Source organism: Polaromonas sp. P4_F9, assembly GCF_056401235.1.
In genome coordinates this window covers 12,336-36,877 of sequence record NZ_JBFUJT010000043.1, presented here as the reverse complement: position 1 = coordinate 36,877, position 24,542 = coordinate 12,336, and the positions used below count along the sequence as shown (strand labels likewise).

Genomic DNA, 24,542 nt, shown 5'->3' with positions numbered 1-24,542 from the left:
CGGTGCGTGAATGCCGGCGGGTTGTGTGTGGACGGGGTCTAGTACCGCTTGTCCAGCGTCATCTGGCTGTTTTCCCGCTTCATCTGAAAACGCGTCAGAAAGCTGTTGCCCAGCAGCAGGTAGGGCATGGGCTCGGGTGTTACCACAGCCGCCACGTCGTACACCTCCACGTCGCCGATGCGCACGGAGTTGAGCTGGATGCGAAAGCCCTGCGTGTTGCCGTTGGCGGTGGAGATGCGCACCGGCTGCCCGTTCTTGTAGTTGATGCCCGCACGGTCGGCGTCCGCGACGCTCATCGCAATACTGGTGGCACCCGTATCGACCATGAATTGCACGGCACGGCCATTGATTTGCCCGGCGGTCATGAAGTGGCCGCCGCCGCTTTCCGTCAGGATGATGCGGGTGCCGCGGCCCGCAGAGGCGCCGCTCCCGCCCGTGCTCACCGGCGCGTCGCCGACCCGCAGGGTATGGCGTTTGCCGGATTGCTCAATGACAGCCTGGTCGCCCGAGGTGGACACGACCTTCACGCCCTGGTGCGTTTCGCCGGCCGCTACCGACTTCGGTGTGCCGCCATCAACCACCAGCAGGGCCTTGCTGCCCAGCATGCCGGCCAGCGCCACCGACTGGGCATAAGCCGCGCCGTGCAGCAACGTGAATGCCATCAGCAACCCTGCTACAACGGAAATACGCGAGGAGGGCAAAGTGCGCCGCGCCGGGCCGCCCCAAGCAAGCACAGCCCCCTCGGGGGGCAGCGCATTACGCGAAGCGAAAAGCGTGGGGGCCATATTTAATCCCTGAAGTTGTCAAAGCTCAGAGGAAGATCTTTCATGTCCGTCCGGATCAAGGCCATGGCGGCTTGCAGGTCGTCGCGCTTGCTGCCCGTGACACGGACTTTCCCTTCCTGGATGGCGGCCTGCACCTTCATCTTGCTGCCCTTGATGAGCTGCTGGATTTTCTTGGCCTGCTCGGTTTCAATGCCGTCGCGTACCTTGGTCACCTGCTTGACCTTGTCACCACCAATTTTTTCGACCTTGCCGACATCCAGAAAGCGTATGTCCACGCCAGCCTTGGTGAGTTTGTTGCGCAACACGTCGTTGATCTGATCGATCTGAAAATCACTGTCGCCAATCAGCGTGATGTCCTTTTCTTTCAGCTCGATCGAGGCGGCGGTGCCTTTGAAGTCAAAGCGGGTTCCGATTTCCTTGCTGGTGTTTTCAACGGCATTCTTGACCTTGACCATATCGGTTTCTAAAACGGTATCAAAGGAGGGCATGATGCGGGTCTTTGCTAGAAGTAAGAGAGAAGGACAGGTGAAAAAGGGGGGCGTAGAGGGCGGGCAGGGATGAGACAATCCCATGATGTTAGTCGAGAAAAACGTTCCGCTCCAGCATTCCAACAGCTTTGGCATTATGGCCAAGGCGCTTTCCCTCGTCCGGGTCAGTGCCGAGTCTGATATTGCTGCCGTGCTGCAGGATGACGCGCTGCGGGCCATGCCCAAGTTTGTGCTGGGCGGCGGCAGCAACATCGTGCTGACCGGTGACGTCAAACCCCTGGTGCTCAAGGTGGAGATCATGGGCAAGCGCCTGGTCGGCGAGACCGCCAAGGCCTGGATCGTGGAGGCCGGCGCCGGCGAGAGCTGGCACGAGCTGGTCACCTGGACCCTGCAAATGGGCTACCCGGGCCTGGAAAACCTCGCCTTGATTCCAGGTACCGTCGGTGCGTCGCCTGTGCAGAACATCGGCGCCTATGGGGTGGAGTTGCAGGACCGCTTCGAGTCGCTTGATGCCGTGGACTTGACCACCGGCCAGCGCTTTACCCTCAATGCCGCGCAGTGCGCGTTCGGCTACCGCGACTCCGTGTTCAAACACACCAGCATCGCCACCAGTGCGGGCACGCCCGGTTTCGGCCTGGCGGGCAAGGCGCTGATCACCCATGTGCGGTTTTCCCTGCCCAAGGCCTGGAAGGCTGTGCTGGGGTATGCCGATATCGAGAAAAAGATGCAGCAGTCCGGAGTCACCGCGCCGGATGCGCAGCAAATCCACGACTGGATTTGCGAGGTCCGCAAGGCCAAGCTGCCTGACCCCCGGGTCATTGGCAACGCCGGCAGCTTCTTCAAGAACCCGACCGTTTCACCCGAGCAGTGCGCTGACATCATCCAGCGCGAGCCCAAAATTGTTCACTACCCGCTGGCCGACGGAACAGTCAAGCTGGCGGCCGGGTGGCTGATCGACGCCTGCGGCTGGAAAGGAAAATCCGTGGGCAATGCCGGCGTTTACGACCGGCAGGCACTGGTGCTGGTGAATCGCGGCGGTGCCAGCAACCCGGTGACGGGCGGTGAAGTGATGACCCTGGCCAAGGCCATCCAGACCAGCGTGTATGAACGTTTTGGCATCCTGCTGGAACCTGAGCCCGTCGTCGTCTGACGCTTGCAAAAAACCAGGCCGCCCGGAGGCGGCCTGATTGGATGCAGCTATCTGCCAGTTTCCTGGCACGTGGCCCTGGAACGCCGGCTTACTTGTCGTCCTTGCCCTTCAGGCGCAACAGGTCGGCGCCAGTGTCCGATGACAGCAGGCCTGTCTTGGCATAAATGCCCAGCTTGTCGCGCGTGTCAATGATGTCCAGGTTGCGCATGGTCAACTGGCCGATGCGGTCCAGCGGCGTGAACGCGCCTTCGACTTTTTCCATGCTCAGGCGCTCGGGCTTGTAGGTCAGGTTGCCGGAGACGGTGTTGAGGATGGAATAGTCGTTGCCGCGGCGCAGTTCCACGGTCACCTCGCCGGTGATGGCGCTGGCCACCCAGCGCTGCGCCGTCTCGCGCAGCATGATGGCCTGCGGGTCGAACCAGCGGCCCTGGTACAGCAGGCGGCCCAGCTTGCGGCCATTGTCGCGGTACTGCTCGATGGTGTCTTCGTTGTGGATGCCGGTCACCAGGCGCTCGTAAGCGATGAACAGCAGTGCCAGGCCGGGTGCCTCATAGATGCCGCGGCTCTTGGCCTCGATGATGCGGTTTTCGATCTGGTCGCTCATGCCCAGGCCGTGGCGCCCGCCAATGCGGTTGGCTTCGAGGATCAGCTCGACAGTGCTGGAAAACGTCTTGCCATTGAGCGCGACGGGCTGGCCTTCCTCGAAGCGCACGGTGACTTCCTCGCGCTTGACCTCGACCTCGTCCTTCCAGAAGGCCACGCCCATGATCGGGTTCACGATCTTCATGCCGCTGTCCAGGTGCTCCAGGTCCTTGGCTTCGTGGGTGGCGCCCAGCATGTTGGAGTCGGTGGAGTAGGCTTTTTCGGCCGACATCTTGTAGCCGAAACCGGCCTGCGTCATGAAGGCCGACATTTCGGCGCGCCCGCCCAGCTCGTCAATGAAGAGCTGGTCCAGCCAGGGCTTGTAAATCTGGAGGTTGGGGTTGGTCAGCAGGCCGTAGCGGTAAAAACGCTCGATGTCGTTGCCCTTGTAGGTACTGCCGTCGCCCCAGATGTTGACGTTGTCTTCCTTCATGGCGGACACCAGCATGGTGCCGGTCACGGCGCGGCCCAGCGGCGTGGTGTTGAAGTAGGTGACGCCTGCGGTCGTGATGTGGAAGGCGCCGCTTTGCAGGGCGGCGATGCCTTCGGCGGCGAGCTGGCTGCGGCAGTCAATCAGGCGTGCCTTTTCGGCGCCGTACTGCAGCGCCTTGCGCGGAATCTCATCGTAGTCCGGCTCGTCGGGCTGGCCCAGGTTGGCGGTGTAGGCGTAGGGAAGGGCGCCCTTGAGTTTCATCCAGTGCAGCGCGGCACTGGTATCGAGGCCGCCGGAAAAGGCGATGCCGACTTTCTGGCCGGCGGGCAGGTTCTGGAGGATGGTGGCCATGAAATAGGTTCCTGAGGGGATGGGCGATTAACCGAAGTGGCAGATGTAGTGGTAAGCCTCGAAGCCTTCCGCCACGCGGATGTCGAACTTTGCATTGCCCGGCACGCTGAATTTTTCGCCCGCTGCGGATTTGATCCAGGTGTCGCTGCCAGCCAGCCTGTACTCGCAGGCGCCGGCCACGCATTCCATGATTTCCGGCGCGCCGGTATTGAAGGTCAGGGTGGCGGGAAGAATCACGCCGACGGACTTTTTGGTGCCGTCAGCAAAAGTGATGCCATGGCTCACGCATTTGCCGTCAAAGTAGACATTGGCCTTGGTGGTAACGCTGATGTTGTCGATTTTTTCGGTAATCATGAATGAATGGGGGTAAACAGAAAAACGTCGCGGACAGAGGTTGCTGCGGTAATCCCTGATTTTAGGTTACCCGGGCCTTGCCCTGGCCCCGTCCCCCACCTCTGCCGAATCCACCTGTCGCTGAAGCCGACAGGGGCATAAAAAAGGGGCATTGAATGCCCCTTTTTTTTGATTCGCCGAAAGCTCAGCTCAACGCCAGTGATGTCCGCCATAGCCCCGGCTGTAGCCGAAGTTCAGCGAGAGGCCAATGGGTGCGTAATAGGGCGCGTAGTAAGGCCGGGCATAGTAGCCGGGGTAAGACTGATAAACCACGGGGGCCGTCACCACGGGTTGCACATAGGTGGTGGGCTGCTGGATGTAAACAGGTTGCTGCGGCGCCGGCTGGATAAAGCCTTGGGGCTGGGCGGGCTGCCCAGGTTGGGCGGGGTTCATGGCCCCGACCGGTGTCACCTGCAGCCGAACGTAGGGACCCGGGTCGTTTGCCATCTGCACGTTGTACTGGGTACCCTGGTATTCGTACACGACGTTGTAATGGCTGGGGCGGTTTTCATAGAAGGTCTGCGTGCTGCACTGCTGCACGTTCTGCACCTGGTTGTTGGGCCCCTCGATGCGGTCGCCAATCATGGCTCCGCCTACCAGCCCGATGACCGTCGCTACCGCGCGGCCGCCGCCATTGCCGATGGCGTTGCCGGCAGCGCCTCCCGCCAAAGCGCCCATCAGGGCGCCCGCGCCCGATTTGGGCGCTTGCATGATGACCGCTTCGTTGCTGCATACCTGGCGCGGCACGGCAACCTGCTGCACCACCGGCGTGCTGGAAATTACCCGCGCCAGAATGTCAGTGGCAAAGGCGGGTACGGCGGCCAGGCTTGCTGCAGCCGCAACGGTGGAGATAACTAGTGTTTTTTTCATGACTCAACCCCTTTTTACAGCCGGTGGCTGAAGTTCACCTGTTTGCCGCCTGGCTCCCGGTGACGAATACCGTCCACCAGACAACCCCGCCCATTCACCCTGTTCGCCAGGAATAAATAGCCATAGCGGCTCAGGTTATTACTCTGATTTTAGTGAGTCAGAGCCGTTTTGGCCGGCGGAGTTCTGCAAATCAACTGTAAAGCTGGCGGTTTTGCCATGGCGGCTGCTTTGCCGCCCGTTTGCTCACGGTGAGGGGCGGTAGGTCGGTGAGGGGCACGCAAAAGCACGCACACCCGCCCATTTCTCAGGGACGCACCCTGGCGGGCCAGGCCGCCGCATCAAACCCTACCGTGATGTCCTGACCCCACTCCACGACCGGGCGCTTGATGATGCTGGGATTGGCCAGCATAAGCGCCTGGGCGGTGGCGGCATCCTGCACGGCCGCCTGCGTCGCCGGGTCCAGTTTGCGCCAGGTCGTACCCTGCCGGTTGAGCAGCTTTTCCCAGCCTGCGGCCTGCGTCCACGAGGCGAGTTTTTCGGGTGGGACGCCCTGCTTTTTAAAATCGTGGAACTGGTGGTCCACACCGTGGCCCGTGAGCCAGGCGCGGGCTTTTTTGACGGTGTCGCAATTGGGAATGCCGTAGAGAATGATCATCCGGTCATTTTGGCAGAGTTTTAGATAAGAACTGGCCATAACCCGCGTTTTATGGGCGCCAATAGCTATCAAATAAGTAGCTGAATCGGTGGGCCGAGGCGAACCCGAACGCCGGTATTGATGCCCGCGCTTCGATGCCCGGTCAACACTGGAATAATGCCAGCACGCGCCTGCCATGGCCCGTACTCTTTGCCGGCCTTTCCCCTGCGCTTCATTTTTGATGGAAGATGCCCCATGACCTCTTCGGCTGCCGATTCCCCGACCCCCAACTCTGGCCGCTCCAGGCCCTTTCTTTACCCGCCTGTCGAGCCTTTTCGCACCGGCATTCTTGAAACCGGTGACGGCCATTCGATTTACTGGGAGCTGTGCGGCAACCCGGCAGGCAAGCCCGCAGTGTTCCTGCATGGCGGGCCTGGCTCCGGCTGCTCCCCCGACCACCGGCGGTTGTTCGACCCCAAGCGTTACTGTGTGCTGCTGTTTGACCAGCGCGGCTGCGGCCGCTCGCGCCCCAGTGCCTCGCTGGACAACAACACCACCTGGCACCTGGTTGCCGACATCGAACGGCTGCGTACCCTGCTGGGCGTGGAACGCTGGCTGGTCTTTGGCGGCTCCTGGGGCAGCTCGCTGGCGCTGGCCTATGCCCAGACGCATCCCGCCCAGGTGTCGGCGCTTATCGTGCGCGGCATTTTCACGCTGCGGCGCGCCGAGCTGCTCTGGTACTACCAGGAGGGGGCTTCCTGGCTGTTTCCGGATCTGTGGGAAGAGTTTTTGGCGCCCATTCCGGTGGCCGAACGCGGCGACCTGATCGCCGCCTACCGCAAGCGCCTGGTGAGCTCCAACCGGGCCGAGCAGATGGCTGCAGCCCGGGCCTGGAGCCTGTGGGAAGGCCAGACCATCACGCTGCTGCCCGATGCGGCTGCCACCGCCAAGCACGCTGTCGATGATTTCGCGCTGGCATTCGCCCGCATCGAAAACCATTACTTTGTGCACGCCGGCTGGCTGGAGGAGGGCCAGCTGATCCGCGACGCGGGCAAGCTCGCCGGCATTCCCGGCGTCATCGTGCAGGGGCGCTACGACATGGCCACGCCCGCCAAAACCGCCTGGGACCTGCACCGCGCCTGGCCGGAGGCGGACTTTCACCTGATCGACGATGCCGGCCACGCCTTCAACGAGCCCGGCATCCTGCAGCAGCTGATGGCCGCGACCGACCGTTTCGCCGCTTGAACGAGGCTGTGTCGGAAGTTTTCAGCAGGGGCCGCGGTCCGGCTTTGCCGGCCGCAGGCGCCGCCCCCTGCAAGGGGGGAGGACCCTACACGCAGTGAGGGTCAACGGGGGTGTGCCAAAGTCTGCGCGACAATGCGGGCCTGTATGGAACAACTCAAGACACTGGAAGACTGGCTGGCCCACTGCGAGCGCCTGCACCCCAAAAGCATCGACATGGGGCTGGAGCGGGTGCAGGCCGTGGCCAGGCGCATGGGGCTGGCGTTTGCCTGTCCCGTCATCACGGTGGCGGGCACCAACGGCAAGGGCTCGACCTGCGCCATGCTCGAAGCCATCCTGCTGGAAGCGGGCTACCGCACCGGCGTCTATACCTCGCCGCACCTGGTGCATTTTGAAGAGCGCTGCAGGGTCCGCGGCGACATCGTCAATGCTGCTGAGCTGGTCGCAAACTTTGCCCGTGTCGAGACGGCCAGGGTCCAGAACGGCGATGAAATCTCGCTGACCTACTTTGAATTCACCACATTGGCCATTTTGCAGTTGCTGGCCGATGCGAAGCTGGACGTCGTCATCCTGGAAGTGGGCCTGGGCGGCCGGCTGGACGCTGTCAACATCCTGGACACCGACTGCGCCGTCATCACCAGCATTGACCTGGACCACATGGAGTTTTTGGGGAACGACCGCGAGAGCATAGGCCGGGAGAAAGCCGGCATCATGCGCGCCGGCAAGCCGGTGGTGGTGAGCGACCCGGTGCCGCCGCAAAGCATTCTTGACCAGGCGGCGGCAATGGGCGCCGACTTGTGGCGCTTCGGCCAGGACTTCAATTTCTCTGGCGACAAGCAGCAATGGAGCTGGGCGGGCCGGGGGCGCAGGTATGCCGGGCTGGCTTACCCGGCGCTGCGCGGTGCCAACCAGCTGGTCAATGCCTCTGGTGTGCTGGCGGCGCTGACGGCCCTGCGCGATCGCCTGCCGGTGACGGCCCAAGCGGTGCGCAATGGCCTGTCCATGGTCGAGCTGCCCGGGCGTTTCCAGATCGTTCCGGGCCAGCCCACGCTGGTGCTGGACGTGGCGCACAACCCGCACTCGGTGGCAGCCCTGGCCGAAAACCTGGACGCGATGGGCTTTTACCCCTGCACCCATGCGGTGTTTGGCGCCATGGCCGACAAGGACCTGGCACCCATGCTGGCGCGGGTCGGCCCGCTGATCGATAAATGGTATTTCACTGATTTGCCGACGGCCCGGGCCGCGAGCGGCGAAGAGCTGGCGGCGAAATGGCAGGCGGTGGAAAGCCGGCCAGACGTGACCGCCACCACGCACAAAGCCCCTGAACTGGCCCTGCAGGCGGCCGTGAGGGCTGCAGGGCCCGCTGATAGAATTGTGGTGTTCGGCTCGTTCTACACGGTGGGCGGTGTTTTGAAGGGCGGGGTGCCGCGCCTCATGGCCCCGCACCTGGCTTCTTGATGCCGGACAAACCTGTCTGACCCGGGGCCCGTGATGCCTGGAAATGCAGACCGACAGCCCACGTTAACCGTCAACGGATTCAAGCCACACCATGCCGTTTTTTAACTTCCGCCGGGGCGGCTCCAACGCTGCTCCCACTGCCGGATCAGCCGCTCAAACGGAAAGCGTGGAGGTGATGCGCAAGCGCGCCAAACACCGCCTGATTGGTTCGGCCGTGCTGGTGCTGATTGGCGTGGTGGGTTTTCCGCTGCTGTTCGATACCCAGCCGCGGCCGATTGCGGTGGACATTCCGATTGAAATTCCCGGCAAGGGCACGGTCAAGCCCCTGGCCGTTCCCGCGCCTTCCGAAAAAGTGGCCGCCACCGCCAGCCTGGCCCCCCAGGAAGAAATCCTGCCGTCCAAACAGGCCGCAGGCCCTGTGACGCCGGCGCCGGCAGCTACAAAAACCGAAGCAAAACCGGAGCCAAAACCTGAACCCAGGCCGGAAGTCAAGACCGAGGTCAAGGCCGATGTGAAGCCGGAGCCCAAACCTGCGCCCAAGCCAGCCGCCGGGAGCGACGAGGCGGCGCGGGCCAGCGCGCTGCTCAGTGGCTCGCCCGCGCCGGCCGGCAAGGCCGCCGCCGACGAGGCCGCAGGCCGTGTCGTGGTGCAGGTCGGAGCCTTTGCCGATGTGGCCAAGGCACGCGAAGCGCGGCTCAAGCTGGAAAAAGCCGGCCTGAAAACCTACACGCAGGTCGCCGAAACCAAAGACGGCAAGCGTATTCGTGTCCGCGTCGGGCCGTTTGCCAGCAGGGCCGAGGCAGAAACAGCGGCCAGCAAGATCAAGGCCCTTGATTTGCCGGCCGCCATCCTGACCTTGTAAACAGCGGGTCGGGACATTCGTGGCGGCTGTTGACTGGATTTTGCTGGCGGTATTGGTCTTCTCGCTGGTGCTGGGCGCCTGGCGCGGGCTGGTTTATGAGGTTTTGTCGGTGCTGGGGTGGGTGGTGGCGTTTTTTGCGGCGCAATGGTTTGCGCCCGAGGTGGCCGCCCGGTTGCCCATCCAGTCCGCCTCGAATCCGGTGCGCTATGCGGCTGCGTTTGTGCTGGTATTCATTGTTGCGGTGTTTGCGGCCGGTTTACTGGCTTTTTTGCTGAAGAAGCTGGTCGAAGCCGTTGGCTTGCGGCCGGTGGACCGCGTGATGGGCGCGGGATTTGGCCTGCTGCGCGGCCTGATCCTGTTGCTGGCCGCCACGGTGGTGATTGACATGACGGGGCTCAAGACCACTGAATGGTGGCGGGAGTCCAGAGGCGCGGCCATGCTGACGGCCACGCTCAAGGGTTTGCAGCCGGTTCTGCCGGAGAAGTTTGCGAAGTATTTGAAAGTATGACCCCCACGCTTTTCACTTCGTGTGAGGTGCGGCCCCCCGAAACGGGCGCATTTTCCCCGGGGCGGTCCAGCGGAAAATTTATGAATGGAAATATAAGCTTATGTGTGGAATAGTCGGCGTCGTCAGCAAAGCCCCGGTCAACCAGCTGATCTATGACGGCCTGCTGCTGCTGCAGCACCGTGGCCAGGATGCGGCAGGCATCGTCACGCAGCTGGGGCGCAAGTTCTACATGCACAAGGCCAAGGGCATGGTGCGCGACGTGTTTCGCACCCGCAACATGCGCGCCTTGCCGGGCAATGTGGGTCTGGGCCAGGTGCGTTATCCGACGGCCGGCAATGCCTACAGCGAAGACGAGGCCCAGCCGTTTTACGTCAATGCGCCGTTCGGGCTGGTGCTCTCGCACAACGGCAATCTAACGAATGCGGCCGAACTCAAGGCCGAGCTGTTCAATACCGACCACCGGCACATCAATACCGAGAGCGACTCCGAGGTGCTGCTCAACGTGCTGGCGCATGAGCTGGAAAAAACCACGCGCGGCCTTCCGCTCAACCCGGTTGATGTGTTCGAGGCGGTGCGCGGCGTGCACAAGCGCGTGAAAGGGTCTTACGCCGTGGTGGCGCTGATTGCCGGTCACGGCCTGCTGGCTTTCCGCGATCCGTTTGGCATTCGCCCGCTGTGCATAGGCCACGGCCAGAACGACGACGGCGCCACCGTGATGGTGGCCAGCGAGTCGGTGGCGCTGGAAGGCACCTCGCACCAGTTCGAGCGCGACATTGCGCCGGGCGAAGCGGTGTTTGTGGATCTGGAAGGCACCGTGCATGCCGAGCAATGCGCGGCCTCACCCAAGCTCAATCCCTGTATTTTCGAGTTTGTCTATCTGGCCCGGCCCGACTCGGTGCTGGACGGCATTTCGGTCTACCAGGCGCGACTGAATCTGGGTGAGACGCTGGCCAAGCGCGTGGTCTCCACCGTGCCGCCCAGCGAGATTGACGTCATCATCCCCATTCCCGAATCCAGCCGCCCCAGCGCCACCCAGCTGGCGCATCTGCTGGGCATTCCATACCGCGAAGGTTTTGTGAAGAACCGCTATGTCGGCCGCACCTTCATCATGCCGGGGCAAGGCGTGCGCAAGAAATCAGTGCGCCAGAAGCTCAATGTCATTGCGAGCGAATTCAAGGACCGCAATGTGCTGCTGGTGGACGACTCCATCGTGCGCGGCACCACCAGCCGTGAGATCGTGCAAATGGCACGTGACGCCGGCGCGCGCAAGGTGTATCTGGCCAGCGCCGCGCCGCCCGTGCGCTATCCCAACGTCTACGGCATTGACATGCCCACGGCGACGGAGCTGGTGGCGCATGACCGCACCGTTGAGGAAATCCGTCAGGTGATTGGCTGCGATGCCCTGATTTACCAGGACGTGGAGAGCATGAAGCGCGCCGTGGGCTCGCTCAACCCCAAGCTGGACGGTTTTGATGCGTCGTGCTTTGACGGCGTTTACATCACCGGCGACGTGACCAGTGAGACGATTGAAAAGATGAACGAACAACGCGTGGATACCAGCGAAGAAGGCGATGTGGATGTGTCGCGCCTGGCGCTTCCCAATCCGCAAGAAGCCTGAACATGACGACAAGAAAACTGCCCGATAACCTGCACCGCGACACGCTGGCCGTGCGCGTGGCGCTGGAGCCCAGCCAGCACGGCGAAAACTCCGAAGCGCTGTACCTGACCAGCGGCTTCGTGCAACCCGATGCCGAAACCTCGGCGCGGCGCTTTGCCAATACGACCGAGGGCTATAGCTACGGCCGCACCTCGAACCCCACGGTCACCAGTTTTGAGCGCCGGCTCGCCGCGCTCGAGGGGACGGAGGCCGCCATCGGCGCCTCCACCGGCATGGGCGCGATCCTCATGATGTGCATGGGCCTGCTGAAGGCCGGCGACCATGTCATCTGCTCGCGTTCCATGTTTGGCTCAACCATTGCCCTGATCGGCCGCGAGTTTGGGAAGTTTGGCGTCGAGACGACCTTTGTGTCGCAGACCGACGTGGGCGAATGGAAGGCCGCGCTGCGTCCCACAACCAAGCTGCTGTTTGCCGAGACGCCTACCAATCCGCTGACCGAGGTGTGCGATATCGCCGCCCTCGCCGATCTGGCGCATGGTGCCGGCGCGTTGCTGGCGGTCGATAACTGCTTTTGCTCGCCCGCCCTGCAGCGGCCCGCTGAATTTGGCGCCGACCTCATCATCCATTCCGGCACCAAATATCTGGACGGCCAGGGCCGTGTCATGGCGGGAGCGATCTGCGGCCCCTCGAAGCTGATCGTCGATGTGTTCGGCCCGATTGTCCGCACCGCCGGCATGACGCTGGCGCCGTTCAATGCCTGGGTCGTGCTCAAGGGGCTTGAAACGCTGGGTATCCGGATGCAGGCCCAGAGCGCCAATGCACTGGCGGTTGCGCAATGGCTGGAAACGCAGCCTGCGGTTGCGCGCGTTTACTACCCCGGCCTGGCCTCACACCCGCAGCACGCGCTGGCCATGCGCCAGCAGTCGGGGCAGGGCGGCGCGGTGCTGTCGTTCGACGTCCGCGGCAGCAGCCCCGAATCCGCGCGTGCCAACGCCTTTCATGTGATCAACAGCACGCAGGTGTTGAGCATTGCCACCAATCTCGGTGACACCAAGACCATCATCAGCCATTCCGCCACGACCTCGCACGGGCGACTGAGTGAAGAGCAGCGGCAGGCCGCCGGCATCGGACAAGGCCTGATTCGCGTCGCGGTCGGGCTCGATCACGTTGAAGACATCAAGGCCGACCTTTCTCGTGGCCTTGGCAGCCTGAGCAGCCTGACGTAACAGAAGTAATGACCCAAAAAACTAGAACCCGTTTCGCCCCGTCGCCGACTGGATTCATCCATCTCGGCAACATTCGCTCGGCCCTTTATCCATGGGCGTTTGCCCGCGCCACCGGTGGCGACTTCATTCTCCGCATTGAAGACACCGATGTGGAACGTTCCAGCCAGGAGGCTGTCGACGTGATCATCGAAGGCATGCGCTGGCTGGGCCTGAACCATGACGAAGGCCCGTTCTACCAAATGCAGCGCATGGACCGCTACAAGGCCGTGCTGGCCGAGATGCAGGCGGCGGGCCAGGTCTACCCCTGCTACATGAGCGTGGCCGAGCTCGACGCGCTGCGCGAAAAGCAGATGGCTGCCAAGGAAAAGCCGCGCTATGACGGTACCTGGCGGCCCGAGCCGGGCAAGACGCTGCCACCCGTCCCCGCTGGCGTGCAGCCCGTGCTGCGCTTTAAAAACCCGCAGGGCGGCTCGGTGGTCTGGGACGACAAGGTCAAGGGCCGCATCGAGATCAGCAACGACGAGCTCGATGACCTCGTCATTGCGCGGCCGGATGGCACACCCACCTACAACTTCTGCGTGGTGGTGGACGACATCGACATGGCCATCACGCATGTGATCCGTGGCGACGACCATGTGAACAACACGCCGCGCCAGATCAATATCTTCCGCGCGCTCGGCAAGGACGTGCCGGTCTATGCGCATTTGCCCACGGTTCTGAATGAACAGGGCGAAAAGATGAGCAAGCGCAACGGCGCCAAGCCGGTGACGCAGTACGCGGCCGAAGGCTATCTGCCCGACGCGATGGTGAACTACCTGGCGCGCCTCGGCTGGAGCCACGGTGACGACGAGATTTTCAGCCGCGAGCAATTCCTGCAATGGTTCAACCTCGATCACCTCGGCAAGAGTGCTGCACAGTTCGATGAAGCGAAACTGCGCTGGGTCAACGCACAGCACCTCAAGGCTACGGCAGACGACAAGCTGGCCGAACTTGTGCAGCCCTTCCTGGCTGCACGCGGCGTGAGCCTGGACACCGCACGCCTGGTTCGCGGCTGCGGCCTTTTCAAGGACCGCTGCAGCACGCTGGTGGAGCTGGCCGGCTGGCTGCAATTGCTGGTGACGGGTGGACAGCCGAGCGCGCAGGATATCAGCACGCATGTGACCGAGGCGGTTCGTCCGGCTCTCGCCAAACTGGCCGATGCGCTGGCCGGCTGCGAATGGAACAAGGCGGCCATTGCGGCGGCAATCAAGCAGGTACTCACCGAGACCGGCATGAAGATGCCGCAACTGGCCATGCCGGTGCGCGTGCTGGTCATGGGCACCCCGCAAACGCCCTCGCTGGATGCGATTTTGGAGCTCATGAAACGTGAAGATGTGATCTCGCGTTTGAAGATTTGAAAAACCTCGAATTTTCGGGCTATAATTCAAGGCTCGACAACTGCTGAGAAATCTGCAGAGTTTGGGGGTATAGCTCAGCTGGGAGAGCGCTTGCATGGCATGCAAGAGGTCAGCGGTTCGATCCCGCTTACCTCCACCAAAAATTGTTGAGAGAGATTTAGCAGAGTTTTTTTGTCAGGCCTTTGTGTAAAAACAATAAGTCTGTCCGGAAAGTTCCAAGGCTTTGACCCCATCGTCTAGAGGCCTAGGACATCACCCTTTCACGGTGAGTACCGGGGTTCGAATCCCCGTGGGGTCGCCAGCATTCATCACCCTGTGTGATGTACAAGGCGCAAGTCAGTAACAGCCAGCCCGCAAGGGAAGGCGACTTGGCTCGAAAGAGCGAACGTTACTGCTACCAGGAGTGGTAGTTCAGTTGGTTAGAATACCGGCCTGTCACGCCGGGGGTCGCGGGTTCGAGTCCCGTCCACTCCGCCAAACTTTCAAAAGGCCCGAGAAATCGGGCCTTTTGTCTTTTCAAGCCTCTCTCGAGGTGAGCCACATTTTGGAGTTCTCACATGCGAATTCCGGCTTATCTGCGCATCTCGCGCCACGGCATCTACTTCTTAGGTGTGCCTGGAACAAGAATTTTCAGCGCCTCGGGCGAAGAACTACTATCTGGTTGCTGGGGCCGTCCGATCGCAGCTCCAACGTCGGGCTGTTCGACATCACATAGCCGAGAGGCTGGTCGAGCAAGAACGGATAAAGCGCTGCCGTGGATTGCAGCGTGGCAAGCGCCGCGGCCTTGCCGTGATAACGTAGCGCCGCCTCGATCAACCATGAGACCTTCCTCGGATCCGCGACCGACTTTGGCGCCAGCCGCTTAATGCGATTGCCTTTAGCGACGCGACGTATGGCGCCCCAGTCCACCTGCGTCTGAATGACGGCACGGGTGGCCGTTGGCGCCGCACTGCGCCTGGCCACAGCCGTATTTGGCGCCGTTCAACTCAAGGTCGTTGCGCAGAACATAGAGTAGCGGCGTATCGGGATCGACCGTGACCGAGCGGGCCGCGCCGTTGACCCGTAGCGCTAATTTTTTTGGCATAGGACTGCTCCTTGACTTGATGTTGTTTGCCATGATTTCCGCCTGCGTTGAGTGATGCTTATTGCCGCTGGGAGAGAAAAGGGATCGTGGTGAACTTGATGCGCAGTCGGCGGCTTCTCAGGGGCGCGCCGCTGCCGGCCTGAGCCGGTACGCCTGCGCCAATGTGACGTAGCGCGGCGCGATGGCGCGATAGCTTGCGACTTCTGGTGGCTCGATCCGCCGCAGCAAACGGGCCGGGTTACCGGCCCACAGCTCGCCGCTGCGGACGATCTTTCCCGGCGTGAGCACCGCGCCTGCCGCGAGCACGCCGTCCGATTCGATCCGGCTGCCGTCGAGCGCGCGCGCGCCGAAGCCGACGAAGGCGTAGTCGTCCAGCGTGCAGGAATGCAGCACCGCGGCGTGACCGACTGTGCAAAAGCTGCCCACCTGCGTTGGCACGCCGCCGGTGCTGGCGTGCACGATCGTGCCGTCCTGGATATTGCTGCCTTCGCCGATGCGAATCGCCTGCACGTCGCCGCGCACCACGACGCCGAACCAGATCGAGGCGAGAGCTGCAATTTGCACATCACAGATCACCGTGGCGGTCGGTGCGATGAACGCGCTCGCATCGATGCGCGGTTCGGCGAAGAAATGCCTGGGGACATCGAGGTTGGTCATCGCTGGGCTCCGGCCGGTCTTGTCATTCGACGCGCATGCCGGCCATCTTGGGCGAGCAGCCCGGCCGTATTCGAGGCCGTTGCTCAAGACATAGAGCAGGGTTTGCGCAGCGATAGAGGGGTCGGCAAGGGAGTGTCGGTGGCAATGGGCATGGTGATCTTCAGCAAAATAGTGACACGAGGCGAGGCGGTAACATCAAATTAGAACAATCGATTGCCTTTGAAGATAAACAGTATTCTTGTTGTATTTCTTCGTTGAGCGGCATTTATTTGGCAGATGAATGCTGGCGTCAAGCAAAATAAAGGCAATCGATTGCCTCAGTATAAATACGCGCGCCACAACTTGCAAGGCAAGCTTTTATGGGTGTTTTCCCTTGTGTTGGCGAGCTTCGATCTCCCTGGCTGGCAATGCCATGAGTAGTCGAGGCAACATCGGAGCGGTGTTACGTGCGCAAGACTCGGCGAGGCCCCGCGTCACTCTTGAAGGCATCGCGCGAGAGGCCGGAGTGCATCCCGCGTCTGTGTCACGGGCTTTGCGGCATGGGGTCAAGGTGTCGCCAGAAGCGCGCCAGACGATTGGATGCATCGCGCAGCAACCGGGCTACCTCCCCAATGCCTTCGCCGCTTCGCTTGGCGTACAGAGAATCAATTTGGGGTAAGCGGCCCCTCCCGACTCCTGGTGGCCGAGGGTGACGCCCCGTGTTGGGTGCGGCTTGGCACGCGCATTTTTCATGCGGCTCGTCGAGCGCGGGTTCGGTGCGGGCCGCTTTCCCGGCGTCGTCAACTATGGCCGAGACAGTCGTGTGCTTCGTACTTGATCATCTTGTCGATCCAGTAACGCGGGTTGGCGCAGCCCACCCAAAGACACGGGACTACTGCACGCGAAGCTAGCTCGTCTTTCGAACGGATGCCGTGGACGATCTGACAATGAGCCTCGGTGTCAGCACGCGCATGCTCGGGTCCTGGTTAGGCGTCTTCAGATGCTCAAGCAGAAGCTGCGCGGCCTGTCGGCTCATTTGGTCCACCGCAATACGGACCGTGGTCAGCGGCGGTGCGATGAGATCGACAAATGGCATATCGTTGTGGCCCACCACCGAGACCTCACCCGGGACGGACAAGCCATGCTGATGGAGTGCGTCGAGCACGCCCATCGCAATCAAGTCATTGGCGCCAAAGATCGCAGTCGACGCCTTGGTCTGATTCAGCAACTCGAGCGTCGCCGCCAGGCCGGCCTGTCGAGTGAACGCCCGAGCTTCAACGACGAGGGCTTGGACTCCGAGGCTCGCGCTCAACTCTTCAAACGCCTGGCGGCGGGCTCGTCCTGTCGATGAGCTGCCCGGTCCCGCGATATGTGCGATGGCTCTGTGACCCAGCTTCATCAGGTGCTCGAGCACAAGGTGAACGCTTTCGCGATCGTCATTGACCACGCTGGAAAATCGTCGTTCGCCGAAGCCGCGGTTGACCAGGACCGTGGGAAGTGAAAGTTGCTGCGCGGCCGTTAGCATCGGATCGTCGCTCTCCGCCGCCAGGACGAGCAGGCCACCCACTTGCCGGTTGGCGAGGGCGACCACGACATCCCGCCTCTCGTCGGGGTCCTCGGGTGTCTGAATAACCAGGCACATCAGCCCCTGCTTTCGCAGTTCAACCTCCAGGCCCTGGACGATGGGGCCAAAGAGGGGATTCCCCAGGTCGGGCACGACGATGCCAATGAGATTCGTCTGCTTGGTCCGCAACGACGCCGCCACGACGTTGGGCCGGTAACCCATCTCCTTGGCTATCCGTTCGATCTTCTCCCGCGTCTGCGCAGACACCTTCTTGTCAATGCCGCGAAGGGCTCGAGACACGGACGCAGGATGGACGCCGGCCGCTTTGGCAATGTCCTCGATGGTCGTTGGATTTCCTGATGGGGTATCTGGGTGCATTATTTTGGACAAACGATTGGCTTTCGTAATATGAAATTTAAGCAGATTTATCGCATTATCTTGATGAAAACACCCGCTTCATGGGTTCAGTGTTTGTACTTTTTGAATTTCTATCGTATATTTAAGGCAATCGATTGCCCTAATCAGGACCTTAAATGCAAACATCGCCCGCCCCCAAAATCGCTCTGCCCGCGTCGGATCCCGCCGCATTGTTGCGAGCCGTCCTCGAGATGAACACTACGACCGCAAATCCGCGACTGCGGCACATCCTGGATTCGCTGATCAGGCATGTGCACGCGTTCGCACTGGACGTGGATCTCTCTCCGGCGGAGCTGGAGTACGGGCTGGATTTTCTGGTGCGCATTGGGCAGGCGAGTGGTCCGAAGAAGCATGAAGGTATTCTGCTCGCAGACATTCTAGGGCTGGCGACGTTGGTGCAGCTGCGCGACGCCCGCCACGCGCTGGAAGCGGGCGGGACCGAGCCTGCGCTGATCGGCCCGTTCTGGCGTGCGAATCAGCCGCTCCGGCAAAACGGCGAATGCATCACTTCTCCTGACACGCCGGGGGCGAAGCTGACCGTGACCGGCTATGTCCGGTCCCTGGATGGGACGCCAATTGCCGGTGCGCGAGTGGAGACCTGGCAGGCCTCGCCCAAGGGCTTGTACGAGAATCAGGATTCGACGCAGCAACCCATGAACCTGCGTGGGCGATTCGAAACCGACGCGCAGGGGCGATTCTCTTTCGTCAGCGTGCGGCCCGCCGGGTATCCCGTGCCCACTGATGGGCCATGCGGTGACCTGCTCGCCGCCCAGGGGCGCCATTCCATGCGCCCGGCCCATCTGCATTTCATCGTTGTAGCGCCAGGCCACAAGGTCCTGGCGACGCAGTACTTCGACGCCGAAGACCCGCACGCCTACGACGATGTTGTTTTCGGCGCCGTCGGTTCGCTCCTGCGGACTTTCGAGTCGGGCGGCCAGGGCGGTTTCAAGCTCGATGTCGATCTCCGACTCGAGCCCGGTGATACGCGCGTCCCGAAATGCCCAATTCCCTGACCTGGAGATCAACATGAATACAAGAACCTTCGCCCCGCGCGAGCGCCTGGACGGCGACATCGTGGTCATCACGGGTGGCACCGGCGCCATCGGACTTGCCACTGCACAAAGGGCGGCTCAGCTGGGCGCTCGGGTCGTTCTTCTCCATCGCGGGGGGGCAGGCGATGCGCAGCCGGCCTTGCGCGGGCTCGCCGGCTCGAGCCATTTCGCGGTCACGGCCTCCGTGACGGACAGTTCCTCATTGAGCGCCGCGGCCGAGTTCGTGCGCAAGGAAGCAGGCAATGCCAGCGTGCTCATCAACTGTGCCGGCTTCACCAAGCCCGTTGCTGCCGCCGACCTGGACGGCCTGAGCGACCAGTTGATCGACGACATCTTTGCGACCAACTGGCGCGGCACGTTCGCGGCCATCCGGGCTTTCGCCCCACAGATGAAGGCCGCGGGCGACTCCGTGGTGGTCAACGTCTCGTCAATCGCCGCCTTCACCGGCATGGGCAGCAACCTGGCTTACTCCGCAGCCAAGGCGGGCACGGATGCACTGACCAAAGCCTTGGCAAAGACGCTGGGGCCGCAGATACGTTGCCTGGCCGTGTCGCCAGGGGTCGTCGATACGGGCTTTGTTCCGGGCCGCGATGCGGCGTTCAACGAGCGGGTGGGGCAAACGATTCCGCTCAAGCGCGTGGGCGTGGCCGACGACGTCGCGGCGGCGATCGTGGCGTGCTGCACCTCATTGCGCTACGCCACCGGCAGCATCATCGTCGCCGACGGTGGACGTCACCTCGGATAAGCGCCCAACCATCGTTAGCTGGAGACCCCCGATGGAACAACCCACCATTCTGACTTGCGCCGTCACAGGCAACTTGACCACGCCGGAGCAGACGCCTCATCTGCCCATCACGCCGACCCAGATTGCCACCGCATGCCTTGAGGCGGCAGAAGCCGGTGCGGCGGCTGTGCACATCCATGTGCGCGATCCGCAGACGGGCCGGCCGTCCATGGACGTCGACCTCTACGCCGAGGTTGTTGCCGAAATCCGGACACGGCGTGCAGACCTCGTCATCAATCTGACCACGGGGCCGGGCGGAAGGTTCGTCCCGAGTGATGACGATCCGCAGGTGGCTGCGCCCGGCAGCAACCTGATGGTGCCCGAGCGGCGCGTCGCGCATATTGCCGCGCTGAAGCCCGATATCTGCTCGCTCGACCTCAATACGATGAACTCGGGCGACCAGGTCGTCATCAACACGCCGAAGAATGTCCGCAGGATGGCCAAGGTCATCCGTGAGGCCGGTGCGGTTCCCGAGCTCGAGTGCTTCGACAGCGGGGATCTCATGCTTGCCCAGGCGCTGATGGCCGATGGCAGCCTCGAGGGCCCCGGCCTTTACACCCTGGTGATGGGCGTGCGCTACGCCATGCCATTCAAGCCCGAAACCCTGTGGCACGCCCGCTCGCTGATTGCACCGACGGCCCAGTGGTCCGCGTTTGCCATCGGCCGTCACGCATTCCCCGCCGTGGCACAGACCTACCTGCTCGGCGGCAATGTGCGCGTTGGCCTGGAGGACACCATCTATCTGGACCGTGGCGTCCTGGCCAAGAGCAACGCCGAACTCGTGAGCAGGGCCCGAAGAATCGTCGAGGACCTTGGCGGCCGGCTTGCCACGCCACGGCAGGCGCGCGAGCGTTGGGGGCTGCGCCCCTCGAATCAACCGTGAGCGGCAACGCCCGGCTCCCTGCAATTTGCTTACTGCTTACTGAGAGGAATACACCATGAGAAACCAAGTTATCGGACGCGCCTTGCGCCTCACCCAAAAGGCCGTCACCCCGGATGCGCTGCTGCCGCAAATCGTCGAGATGAGCCTGCCCGAGCCGGCATCTGGCGAGGCGGTGATTGAAGTCCTTGCGGCCGCAGTCAACCCCAGTGACGTGAAGGCGGCGCTCGGACTGATGCCGCGCGCCATCTGGCCACGAATCCCGGGCCGCGACTTCGCCGGTCGCGTTGTCGCCGGGCCGCGCGAGTGGATCGGAGTTGAGGTCTGGGGCACCGGCGGCGACCTGGGCATCACGCGCGACGGTACGCACGCGCGCTACCTGGTGTTGCCGGAGCAGGCGCTGACGCGCACCGCGAGCACGATGTCGCTCGCCGCGGCCGCGACGATCGGCGTGCCTTTCGTCACCGCGCATGAGGGACTGCGCCGCGCTGGCCTCAAAGGCGCCGGCCAGACGGTGGTCGTGTTCGGAGCCAATGGCAAGGTCGGCCAGGCGGCAGTTCAACTGGCAACGCGAGCAGGCGCCACCGTGGTGGGCGTGGAGGTGGGCGCCGAAGCCTATGTGGGCCACAGCACGGGTCCCGTGAACATGGTCAACGGGTCGCAGCAAGACCTGGCCGCCGCAGTTCTTGGTGCGACGGGGGGGCGAGGGGCCGACATCGCCTACAACACCGTTGGATCGCCGTACTTCGCGACGGCGATGGACAGCCTCGCAGTGGGAGGCATGCAGATTCTCATCTCGACGATTGAGCGCCACGTGCCCTTCGACATCCTGGGTTTTTATCGACGCAATCTGCAGATGCTGGGCGTGGACAGCCTGAAACTGGACGTGAGCCAGTGTGCCCAGATCCTGACGCTGCTGCTGCCCGGCTTCGAGGACGGCTCGCTGAAGGCCTTCGACGTCGACGAGACGACCCTGCTTCCGCTGGAAGAAGCGCCAAACGCCTATCGCCGTGTGCTTGAAGGCACGCGCGACCGCATTGTTCTAGCGCCCTAAGGTCGGAGCCGCACCATGAATGTCGTCGAGCACAACAGCGCACCCCTTTACGACGCGCCCGGTCACCAAGGCATGGTGATGCGGCGTCTGCAGGGCAAAGAGGCCGGACCGAGCCAGAGTGTCTGGATCGGTCTATCCGTCATCGAACCCGGAGGGGGCACGACATCTGCTGCCTCCGATGTGGAGAAGTTCTATGTCGTGCTATCGGGCGAACTGACTGTCGTCGCCCGCCAGGGCGCCATCGTGCGGGAAGCCAAGTTGAGGCCCCTGGACAGCTGCCGCATCGAGCCGGCAGAGGCACGGCAGCTACTCAACCAAACCGATTCACCCACCACCGTGTTGCTGGTCATGCCCAACAAGGCCTAGCAGTAGCAGTCAATCAATTTGCATTCGAGGAACGAGGAGACAACCATGAAATCAAATCCAAAAAACCGTCGTCACGCGCTCAATGTACTGATGGCCGGCGTTGTCGCCGGGCTCGTCGGTCACTCATCGCTCGTGCGGGCGCAAGACGGCTATCCGAGGCAACCCATCAAGTTCCTGGTCCCATTCACTGCGGGTTCCGGTACAGATGTCATCGCGCGAACGATCAGCGAGCAGTTGGGGAAGGCGTTCAAGCAGCCCATCGTCATTGAGAACAAACCGGGAGCAGGGGGCACCTTGGGCGCCTCACAGGTCGCGAGCGCCAACGCCGATGGGTACACGGTGCTCATTCACTCCGCAAGTCACGTCGCCAACGCTGCGCTGTACCCGGCGCTGAAGTACGACACATTGAAGGACTTCACGCCGATCACGATGCTTGCGACCTTGCCAAATGTGCTGGTGACAGGGCCGGGCAAGGACTTCAAGACGGTGCAGGAACTGGTTCAGAAGGCGAAAGCCGCTCCAGGGACGTACATGTACGCCTCGGCGGGCAACGGCAGCGCTACGCACATGAACGCGGAGAAGTTCCGAGCCTCGGCGGGGATTAATGCGAACCACGTCCCGTTCAAAGGTACGCCCGAGGCGTTGAACGAGGTCATGGCGGGTCGGATCGACTGGTTCTTCGCCCCCCTGGTCTCTGCACTGCCGCTGATCAAGGGCGGCAAGCTGGTCGCACTCGCGGTCGGGACCCCCAAGCGCTCCGTTGCGCTGCCGAATGTGCCGACGACGCTCGAAGCGGGCTTCACCGGGTCGGACTACACCTTTTGGGTTGGCATGTTTGTGCCAGCCAGGACGCCGGCGGACGTGGTGGAGCGTATCCACGCAGAAACGGCCAAGGTTTTGAAGTCAGACGTCGTGCGCGAGCGCCTGGAGACGCTCGGCGCTGAGGTCGCTCTCATGCCGCAGTTGCAGTTCGCCGCGCTGGTCAAAGCCGAAGCGGGCGACGCTGCAGCGCTGATCAGGAAAGTCGGCATGAAGGTGGACTGACCCGTAACGTCGAGACATGCCTTTTTTCTTTGCATGTCGACAGGACCGTCATCTCGCCACGCTTGGTCGCGTTCCGATCGCGCCGGACCGCCCCTGACCGCCCCTGACCGCTCCTTTCCCCTCGTCTTGCCAGCGCTGAGGCAATCCACTTCCACTATCCAAGAGAACTATCATGAAGAAACCACTCGTCGCTATTCTTGCTTTTGGCGCCCTGGGCACCGCATTTGCCCAATCCACCGTCACCATCTTCGGCAGCATCGACCTCAACCTCACGTACTCGAAGGCTGGCGGTAATTCGGCCACGGGAATGGATCAAGGCGGCTACCTTTTGCCGAGCCGCATTGGATTTCGCGGCGTCGAAGATTTGGGTGGAGGTCTTTCGGCAGGATTCTGGCTCGAAACCGCAATACTGCCGGACACCGGCGCCATACAGGGCGCGTTGTTTGGCCGCCGTTCCACCGTCAGCTTGATGAGCAGGGACTACGGCGAGTTGCGTCTCGGACGCGATTACACGCCCGTGTTCTGGAACATTTCCTCGTTTGCTCCCTTCGGAACGGTGGGCGTAGGCGGCAGCAGCAACATCATTGAAGGTTGGCCGATCGGTCTCGGCAGTGCAAAAACACTGACTCGGGCGAGCAATTCTGTGGGCTACTTTCTGCCCGGCAACCTTGGCGGCTTCTACGGACAGTTCATGTTCGCGGCGGCTGAGGGCGTGAAYGGCGCGCGTCACACCGGTGGCCGACTTGGCTACCAGTCCGGGCCGCTCAACGTCGCCACGGCATACGGCAGAACGGCTGCAGGCGCGAATAACTACACCACKGCTACGGTCGGWGGAAGCTACGACTTCGGTATCGTCAAGGCTTACGCAAACTACCTGCAGCATAAGCTTGGCAGCGACAAGCAAACCAATGTGCTGGTTGGTGCGGCGGTTCCCGCGGGCGGTGGCCAGGTCAAGGTGTCCTTTGCCCGTTCCGATCGCTCTGGCCCAGGGGTAGACGCGGACGATGCCCGGCAGGCGGCTGTTGGGTACACCTACGCCCTGAGCAAACGGACGACGCTCTATAGCGCTTACTCGCGCATCACCAATTACGGCAATGCCGCGTATGTCACGGCTGACTCGTCACCGGAGGGCATACCGGGGGCGAAGGCGTCCGGTATCCAGATGGGTATCAATCACGCCTTTTGACGCTTGGCGAGTCGGATCTGGCCGGACTTGGGCTGCTTGCAGTCCAGGTCCGCCTAATGGTCAATGCCCGTCAGCTGACTTCCTCGGCTGCGCCGAGCAGGGCGTAGCCGGCATTGCTGACCACCACATCAATGCGCGTCAAGTCTACGAACGCTTCATCGACGACGCGACGGACAGCGGCACCATCAACTACGTCGAGGACGCCCACCCAGAGGCGGCCACCGTACAGCGACGACAGGTCGGCCAGCGCGTCAGGCTTGCGCACGGTGGCGGCGACGCGGTCGCCGCGCTGAAGAAGAATCTCGGTGAGCTGGCGACCAAACCCGCTGCTCGCGCCTGTAATGAACCAAGTTTTCGACATATCGAATCTCTCTTTCTGGTAATTCGTTGAATTCAGTAGACCGGCAGTCGCGTCACG

At 62.4% G+C, this 24,542-nt stretch carries 26 protein-coding genes, 3 tRNA genes and 1 pseudogene; 19 read left to right on the top strand and 11 right to left on the bottom strand.

What is annotated here, in order from left to right; all coding sequences use genetic code 11:
- Positions 1–38 precede the first annotated feature (38 nt).
- Both AC1DUB_RS25505 and AC1DUB_RS25500 read right to left on the bottom strand, forming a co-directional pair.
- Positions 39–662 carry a retropepsin-like aspartic protease family protein gene (locus AC1DUB_RS25505; RefSeq protein ID WP_477731925.1) on the bottom strand — a complete coding sequence of 208 codons (624 nt, stop codon included), beginning with the start codon at positions 660–662 and terminating at the stop codon, positions 39–41.
- 125 nt (positions 663–787) lie between these two features.
- Positions 788–1,273, bottom strand: coding sequence for a YajQ family cyclic di-GMP-binding protein (locus AC1DUB_RS25500; protein WP_477731924.1), 486 nt, complete (start codon positions 1,271–1,273; stop codon positions 788–790).
- Positions 1,274–1,358: 85 nt separating this feature from the next.
- Here AC1DUB_RS25500 and murB point away from each other — a divergent pair, with 85 nt between their 5' ends.
- Complete coding sequence (gene murB, locus AC1DUB_RS25495) at positions 1,359–2,423, top strand: UDP-N-acetylmuramate dehydrogenase (protein WP_477731929.1); 1,065 nt, start codon at positions 1,359–1,361, stop codon at positions 2,421–2,423.
- An 88-nt stretch (positions 2,424–2,511) separates the two neighbouring features.
- On the opposite strand, the gene argG is transcribed toward murB, so the two are convergent.
- From argG to AC1DUB_RS25475, 4 genes are all read right to left on the bottom strand, one after another.
- The gene (gene argG, locus AC1DUB_RS25490) at positions 2,512–3,849 is read right to left on the bottom strand and encodes an argininosuccinate synthase (protein ID WP_477731923.1); all 1,338 of its coding nucleotides are present in this window, start codon (positions 3,847–3,849) and stop codon (positions 2,512–2,514) included.
- Positions 3,850–3,876: 27 nt separating this feature from the next.
- A complete protein-coding gene (gene ppnP, locus AC1DUB_RS25485) occupies positions 3,877–4,203 on the bottom strand; it encodes a pyrimidine/purine nucleoside phosphorylase (RefSeq protein ID WP_477717850.1) in 327 nt (108 codons plus the stop codon).
- 189 nt (positions 4,204–4,392) lie between these two features.
- Complete coding sequence (locus tag AC1DUB_RS25480; protein WP_477731922.1) at positions 4,393–5,112, bottom strand: glycine zipper 2TM domain-containing protein; 720 nt, start codon at positions 5,110–5,112, stop codon at positions 4,393–4,395.
- A gap of 304 nt (positions 5,113–5,416) precedes the next feature.
- On the bottom strand, positions 5,417–5,767 hold the full coding sequence (locus AC1DUB_RS25475; RefSeq protein WP_477731921.1) for an ArsC family reductase: 351 nt from the start codon (positions 5,765–5,767) through the stop codon (positions 5,417–5,419).
- A 234-nt stretch (positions 5,768–6,001) separates the two neighbouring features.
- Between AC1DUB_RS25475 and pip the strand changes: the two genes are divergently transcribed.
- From pip to AC1DUB_RS25425, 10 genes are all read left to right on the top strand, one after another.
- Positions 6,002–6,991 carry a prolyl aminopeptidase gene (gene pip / locus AC1DUB_RS25470; RefSeq protein WP_477731920.1) on the top strand — a complete coding sequence of 330 codons (990 nt, stop codon included), beginning with the start codon at positions 6,002–6,004 and terminating at the stop codon, positions 6,989–6,991.
- A gap of 144 nt (positions 6,992–7,135) precedes the next feature.
- The gene (gene folC, locus AC1DUB_RS25465) at positions 7,136–8,446 is read left to right on the top strand and encodes a bifunctional tetrahydrofolate synthase/dihydrofolate synthase (protein ID WP_477731919.1); all 1,311 of its coding nucleotides are present in this window, start codon (positions 7,136–7,138) and stop codon (positions 8,444–8,446) included.
- 91 nt (positions 8,447–8,537) lie between these two features.
- A complete protein-coding gene (locus AC1DUB_RS25460) occupies positions 8,538–9,308 on the top strand; it encodes an SPOR domain-containing protein (RefSeq protein WP_477731918.1) in 771 nt (256 codons plus the stop codon).
- Positions 9,309–9,327: 19 nt separating this feature from the next.
- Positions 9,328–9,816 (top strand): CvpA family protein, encoded by a 489-nt coding sequence (locus AC1DUB_RS25455; RefSeq protein WP_477731917.1) that lies wholly within the window; start codon positions 9,328–9,330, stop codon positions 9,814–9,816.
- Positions 9,817–9,916: 100 nt separating this feature from the next.
- A complete protein-coding gene (gene purF / locus AC1DUB_RS25450; protein WP_477731916.1) occupies positions 9,917–11,434 on the top strand; it encodes an amidophosphoribosyltransferase in 1,518 nt (505 codons plus the stop codon).
- A gap of 2 nt (positions 11,435–11,436) precedes the next feature.
- Positions 11,437–12,660, top strand: coding sequence for an O-succinylhomoserine sulfhydrylase (locus AC1DUB_RS25445; protein ID WP_477731915.1), 1,224 nt, complete (start codon positions 11,437–11,439; stop codon positions 12,658–12,660).
- A gap of 8 nt (positions 12,661–12,668) precedes the next feature.
- The gene (gene gltX, locus AC1DUB_RS25440; protein ID WP_477731914.1) at positions 12,669–14,057 is read left to right on the top strand and encodes a glutamate--tRNA ligase; all 1,389 of its coding nucleotides are present in this window, start codon (positions 12,669–12,671) and stop codon (positions 14,055–14,057) included.
- Positions 14,058–14,120: 63 nt separating this feature from the next.
- Positions 14,121–14,196, top strand: a tRNA-Ala gene (locus AC1DUB_RS25435).
- Positions 14,197–14,282: 86 nt separating this feature from the next.
- A tRNA-Glu gene (locus tag AC1DUB_RS25430) sits at positions 14,283–14,358 on the top strand.
- 99 nt (positions 14,359–14,457) lie between these two features.
- Positions 14,458–14,534, top strand: a tRNA-Asp gene (locus tag AC1DUB_RS25425).
- Positions 14,535–14,687: 153 nt separating this feature from the next.
- On the opposite strand, the gene AC1DUB_RS25420 is transcribed toward AC1DUB_RS25425, so the two are convergent.
- The 3 genes and pseudogenes from AC1DUB_RS25420 to AC1DUB_RS25410 form a co-directional block, all read right to left on the bottom strand.
- On the bottom strand, positions 14,688–14,873 hold the full coding sequence (locus AC1DUB_RS25420; protein ID WP_477731913.1) for a hypothetical protein: 186 nt from the start codon (positions 14,871–14,873) through the stop codon (positions 14,688–14,690).
- Between the two features lie 124 nt (positions 14,874–14,997).
- Positions 14,998–15,141 (bottom strand): annotated as a pseudogene (locus tag AC1DUB_RS25415) (2Fe-2S iron-sulfur cluster-binding protein); the annotation flags it as partial.
- A gap of 117 nt (positions 15,142–15,258) precedes the next feature.
- Entirely contained in the window at positions 15,259–15,798 is a 540-nt protein-coding gene (locus AC1DUB_RS25410) for a gamma carbonic anhydrase family protein (protein ID WP_477731912.1), read from the bottom strand.
- 280 nt (positions 15,799–16,078) lie between these two features.
- Between AC1DUB_RS25410 and AC1DUB_RS25405 the strand changes: the two genes are divergently transcribed.
- Positions 16,079–16,456, top strand: coding sequence for a LacI family DNA-binding transcriptional regulator (locus AC1DUB_RS25405; RefSeq protein WP_477731911.1), 378 nt, complete (start codon positions 16,079–16,081; stop codon positions 16,454–16,456).
- A gap of 228 nt (positions 16,457–16,684) precedes the next feature.
- Here AC1DUB_RS25405 and AC1DUB_RS25400 read toward each other — a convergent pair whose 3' ends face one another.
- Positions 16,685–17,719 (bottom strand): LacI family DNA-binding transcriptional regulator, encoded by a 1,035-nt coding sequence (locus AC1DUB_RS25400; RefSeq protein WP_477731910.1) that lies wholly within the window; start codon positions 17,717–17,719, stop codon positions 16,685–16,687.
- A 155-nt stretch (positions 17,720–17,874) separates the two neighbouring features.
- On the opposite strand from AC1DUB_RS25400, the gene AC1DUB_RS25395 reads away from it, so the two are divergent.
- The 7 genes from AC1DUB_RS25395 to AC1DUB_RS25365 all read left to right on the top strand — a co-directional run bounded on the left by AC1DUB_RS25395 (position 17,875) and on the right by AC1DUB_RS25365 (position 24,124).
- A complete protein-coding gene (locus AC1DUB_RS25395) occupies positions 17,875–18,771 on the top strand; it encodes a dioxygenase family protein (protein ID WP_477731909.1) in 897 nt (298 codons plus the stop codon).
- Between the two features lie 13 nt (positions 18,772–18,784).
- The gene (locus AC1DUB_RS25390) at positions 18,785–19,555 is read left to right on the top strand and encodes an SDR family NAD(P)-dependent oxidoreductase (RefSeq protein ID WP_477731908.1); all 771 of its coding nucleotides are present in this window, start codon (positions 18,785–18,787) and stop codon (positions 19,553–19,555) included.
- Positions 19,556–19,586: 31 nt separating this feature from the next.
- Entirely contained in the window at positions 19,587–20,477 is an 891-nt protein-coding gene (locus AC1DUB_RS25385; RefSeq protein WP_477731907.1) for a beta-keto acid cleavage family enzyme, read from the top strand.
- Between the two features lie 55 nt (positions 20,478–20,532).
- A complete protein-coding gene (locus tag AC1DUB_RS25380; protein ID WP_477731906.1) occupies positions 20,533–21,528 on the top strand; it encodes a quinone oxidoreductase family protein in 996 nt (331 codons plus the stop codon).
- Between the two features lie 15 nt (positions 21,529–21,543).
- On the top strand, positions 21,544–21,894 hold the full coding sequence (locus AC1DUB_RS25375) for a cupin domain-containing protein (protein WP_477731905.1): 351 nt from the start codon (positions 21,544–21,546) through the stop codon (positions 21,892–21,894).
- Positions 21,895–21,939: 45 nt separating this feature from the next.
- A complete protein-coding gene (locus tag AC1DUB_RS25370; protein WP_477731904.1) occupies positions 21,940–22,938 on the top strand; it encodes a tripartite tricarboxylate transporter substrate binding protein in 999 nt (332 codons plus the stop codon).
- Between the two features lie 172 nt (positions 22,939–23,110).
- Entirely contained in the window at positions 23,111–24,124 is a 1,014-nt protein-coding gene (locus tag AC1DUB_RS25365) for a porin (protein WP_477731903.1), read from the top strand.
- A gap of 70 nt (positions 24,125–24,194) precedes the next feature.
- Here the strand turns inward: AC1DUB_RS25365 and AC1DUB_RS25360 are convergent, their stop codons facing one another.
- Complete coding sequence (locus AC1DUB_RS25360; protein WP_477717827.1) at positions 24,195–24,485, bottom strand: SDR family NAD(P)-dependent oxidoreductase; 291 nt, start codon at positions 24,483–24,485, stop codon at positions 24,195–24,197.
- Positions 24,486–24,542: the final 57 nt, after the last annotated feature.

What these genes read in the sequence shown, in the direction of transcription:
- AC1DUB_RS25505 (WP_477731925.1), bottom strand. Translation starts at nt 662, where the DNA reads ATGGCATTCACGTTGCTGCACGGCGCGGCTTATGCCCAGTCGGTGGCG.
- AC1DUB_RS25385 (WP_477731907.1), top strand. Translation starts at nt 19,587, where the DNA reads ATGGAACAACCCACCATTCTGACTTGCGCCGTCACAGGCAACTTGACC.
- AC1DUB_RS25380 (WP_477731906.1), top strand. Translation starts at nt 20,533, where the DNA reads ATGAGAAACCAAGTTATCGGACGCGCCTTGCGCCTCACCCAAAAGGCC.
- AC1DUB_RS25500 (WP_477731924.1), bottom strand. Translation starts at nt 1,273, where the DNA reads ATGCCCTCCTTTGATACCGTTTTAGAAACCGATATGGTCAAGGTCAAG.
- AC1DUB_RS25395 (WP_477731909.1), top strand. Translation starts at nt 17,875, where the DNA reads ATGCAAACATCGCCCGCCCCCAAAATCGCTCTGCCCGCGTCGGATCCC.
- purF (WP_477731916.1), top strand. Translation starts at nt 9,917, where the DNA reads ATGTGTGGAATAGTCGGCGTCGTCAGCAAAGCCCCGGTCAACCAGCTG.
- AC1DUB_RS25460 (WP_477731918.1), top strand. Translation starts at nt 8,538, where the DNA reads ATGCCGTTTTTTAACTTCCGCCGGGGCGGCTCCAACGCTGCTCCCACT.
- folC (WP_477731919.1), top strand. Translation starts at nt 7,136, where the DNA reads ATGGAACAACTCAAGACACTGGAAGACTGGCTGGCCCACTGCGAGCGC.
- AC1DUB_RS25400 (WP_477731910.1), bottom strand. Translation starts at nt 17,719, where the DNA reads ATGCACCCAGATACCCCATCAGGAAATCCAACGACCATCGAGGACATT.
- AC1DUB_RS25405 (WP_477731911.1), top strand. Translation starts at nt 16,079, where the DNA reads ATGCTGGCGTCAAGCAAAATAAAGGCAATCGATTGCCTCAGTATAAAT.
- AC1DUB_RS25410 (WP_477731912.1), bottom strand. Translation starts at nt 15,798, where the DNA reads ATGACCAACCTCGATGTCCCCAGGCATTTCTTCGCCGAACCGCGCATC.
- AC1DUB_RS25480 (WP_477731922.1), bottom strand. Translation starts at nt 5,112, where the DNA reads ATGAAAAAAACACTAGTTATCTCCACCGTTGCGGCTGCAGCAAGCCTG.
- murB (WP_477731929.1), top strand. Translation starts at nt 1,359, where the DNA reads ATGTTAGTCGAGAAAAACGTTCCGCTCCAGCATTCCAACAGCTTTGGC.
- argG (WP_477731923.1), bottom strand. Translation starts at nt 3,849, where the DNA reads ATGGCCACCATCCTCCAGAACCTGCCCGCCGGCCAGAAAGTCGGCATC.
- AC1DUB_RS25390 (WP_477731908.1), top strand. Translation starts at nt 18,785, where the DNA reads ATGAATACAAGAACCTTCGCCCCGCGCGAGCGCCTGGACGGCGACATC.
- AC1DUB_RS25475 (WP_477731921.1), bottom strand. Translation starts at nt 5,767, where the DNA reads ATGATCATTCTCTACGGCATTCCCAATTGCGACACCGTCAAAAAAGCC.
- AC1DUB_RS25360 (WP_477717827.1), bottom strand. Translation starts at nt 24,485, where the DNA reads ATGTCGAAAACTTGGTTCATTACAGGCGCGAGCAGCGGGTTTGGTCGC.
- AC1DUB_RS25375 (WP_477731905.1), top strand. Translation starts at nt 21,544, where the DNA reads ATGAATGTCGTCGAGCACAACAGCGCACCCCTTTACGACGCGCCCGGT.
- gltX (WP_477731914.1), top strand. Translation starts at nt 12,669, where the DNA reads ATGACCCAAAAAACTAGAACCCGTTTCGCCCCGTCGCCGACTGGATTC.
- AC1DUB_RS25445 (WP_477731915.1), top strand. Translation starts at nt 11,437, where the DNA reads ATGACGACAAGAAAACTGCCCGATAACCTGCACCGCGACACGCTGGCC.
- ppnP (WP_477717850.1), bottom strand. Translation starts at nt 4,203, where the DNA reads ATGATTACCGAAAAAATCGACAACATCAGCGTTACCACCAAGGCCAAT.
- AC1DUB_RS25370 (WP_477731904.1), top strand. Translation starts at nt 21,940, where the DNA reads ATGAAATCAAATCCAAAAAACCGTCGTCACGCGCTCAATGTACTGATG.
- pip (WP_477731920.1), top strand. Translation starts at nt 6,002, where the DNA reads ATGACCTCTTCGGCTGCCGATTCCCCGACCCCCAACTCTGGCCGCTCC.